Annotated in this window: 2 protein-coding genes and 1 pseudogene; 2 read left to right on the top strand and 1 reads right to left on the bottom strand. The window is 53.8% G+C overall.

Features of this window, described 5'->3' with window-relative positions:
* The first annotated feature begins 166 nt into the window (after nucleotides 1-166).
* Together Q0897_RS15940 and Q0897_RS15935 are read left to right on the top strand one after the other, a co-directional pair.
* Nucleotides 167-887 (top strand): annotated as a pseudogene (locus Q0897_RS15940) (IS5 family transposase).
* 422 nt (nucleotides 888-1309) lie between these two features.
* The gene (locus Q0897_RS15935; RefSeq protein WP_239807044.1) at nucleotides 1310-1900 is read left to right on the top strand and encodes a hypothetical protein; all 591 of its coding nucleotides are present in this window, start codon (nucleotides 1310-1312) and stop codon (nucleotides 1898-1900) included.
* 43 nt (nucleotides 1901-1943) lie between these two features.
* Here the strand turns inward: Q0897_RS15935 and Q0897_RS15930 are convergent.
* Nucleotides 1944-2159 (bottom strand): hypothetical protein (locus tag Q0897_RS15930; protein ID WP_299310392.1); only part of this gene is annotated, 216 nt, incomplete at its 5' end.

Below are 2159 nucleotides of genomic sequence, written 5' to 3'. Positions count from 1 at the left end.
CCCCGACAACTATCTCGCCGCCGTCAAGCTCATCTGTGCACGAATCTGGTGCGCCGCGTTATGAGTCTACGGCCTAGGCTCAGGACCCATTGATTGGCAGGCCGCGATGTGATTGTGGTTTGCACGCCTTCTGCTCCAGGCTCAGTGAGGAGACTGAGTATGGCGCCTGTATTGGCTGACGGAGAAGCAGGTGGCGCGGCTATCGCCGTATTTCCCCAGATCCACGGGAAGCCGTATGGCGATGATCGTCGGCTTTCGAGCGAGATCAGCTTCGTCAATCGGAACGGGCTACGTTGGCGTGATGCGCCCAGGGAATACGGACCTCACAAGACCTTGTGCAATCGCTGGAAGCGGTGGGGGGAGATGGGTGTGTTCACCCGGATGATGGAAGGCCTTCGCGCAGAGAGCCGAACCCCAAACCGTCATGATTGATGCAACCTATCAAAAGGCTTACCGCACGGCTTCCATCCTTGGGGTAAAAAAGGGGCTCGGACACCTGATCGGACGGATCAGACGCGGTATGAACACCAAGTTGCGCGCCATCACCGATGCCAACGGGCGTTCCTTGCGCTTTTTCATCATGCAGGCCAGATCAGCGATTCCACTTGCGCTGCAGCGCTGCTCGACCACTGGCCTTCCGCAATTACAACGCCGAATGGTTTAGGGATGCGCTCGAACGAAAGGGCATCAAGCCCTGCATTCCGGGCCGAAAATACCGTTCCATGCCCGTCGAATACGACAAGCGTCGATACAAACGCTGCAACTGCATCGAGATCATGTTCGGCCGCCTCAAGGATTGGCGCCGCGTCGCAACCCGCTACGATCGCTGCCCCGCTGCCTTCTTCTCCGCCCTCGCTCTCGCTGCGACCGTACTCTTCTGGCTCTAATCAACGAGTCCTGAGCTTAATTGTGTTCGAGAATTAAACAGATGTTTCTTGAATGTGGTAGTTCGCCAAACATTCGTTATCCGTCGTTTTTTGCCACTTATAAGGCTATCGAATGTCTCGAAACGACGAAATTTGCGCGATCATATCCGATCTTGAGAATATTCTAGCCAGAATCGATGGGCTCGACATCTTGGGGGTAGCCCGCTCCGCCGCCCTCCTTCACAGTTCAATAGAAAGCCTGCGCGATATTCATTCGGCTCGGGTGCTACGCGTGGGCAAGTCCGCTATAGGACCAAAGAGCGATTAGCCAAACGGGACCTTTCATGCGTATGAACCGTTTGTTAACCACTCTAAAATAAGCTCTAATGACAGGAATTGACAAAACGGTTGTAAAAAGGCGCTATCGCAGGAGCTGACCCGAGATGACGAATTCAACTTTTGATCCAACAATGACGCGCTTGCGCCAGATCGAAAAGCTTGTCGCTGGATTGATTGAGGATACCGATAGCTCGGTGATCGCGCTTCATCCTGAAGCTATCAGGCAAACAAGTTCCCTGCGATCGCCCGATATGCAAACCATTGGCCTCTTGATGCAAACATGGCGCGAGCGGCGGGAACAGATGTTTCCAGTTACGAAGTTTGGCGAAGCAGGATGGGATATCTTGCTCGGTCTCTACAACGAATATGTAGAAGGCCACACTCGGGTTTCAACAAAAATCGCTATATCACGTGCCTGCACATCAGCTACGACTGGACTGCGATGGCTATCCGTACTGGAGGACCATGGCGCTATTCGGCGTACAGCTTCAGCCCATGACCAACGGCTGAAGATGGTGGAGCTCAATCCCGCTACTCGCCAAAAAATCGAACAGTATCTCCAAGAATTTGGGGCAGGGATGACGTCGCTCTTCGTAGGTGAACGAAAGGTGCAGATGTCCAACGTTATCCGTGTCGAGCCTTCACGCTTCCCCGAGCTGCCGAAAAAAAGTTGTTCGCAGAAATTGGGCGCGTAGCTGGAAAGCACGCAAATCGATGGCGAGATTGAACCGCTCGACTTCAATCTGAGTTCGGGACGTCCGTGTCGAGTGACGTTTTTCGCCAAACGAACAGGGGAACAGCAAGCCAGATATCGACAACGATGAGCAGCAAGGTGTCGATAGCGTCGAAATTAAGTCGCAAGGCTGGATTGAGCGTATTAGGCCGTAGACTCATAACGCGGCGCACCAGATTCGTGCACAGATGAGCTTGACGGCGGCGAGATAGTTGTCGGGG

It is taken from the genome of uncultured Croceicoccus sp., assembly GCF_947496385.1.
Classification (GTDB): domain Bacteria; phylum Pseudomonadota; class Alphaproteobacteria; order Sphingomonadales; family Sphingomonadaceae; genus Croceicoccus.
The sequence above is the reverse complement of the archived record's forward strand: the minus strand, read 5'-3'. Positions and strand labels throughout refer to the sequence as shown.

What these genes read in the sequence shown, in the direction of transcription:
- Q0897_RS15935 (WP_239807044.1), top strand. Translation starts at nt 1,310, where the DNA reads ATGACGAATTCAACTTTTGATCCAACAATGACGCGCTTGCGCCAGATC.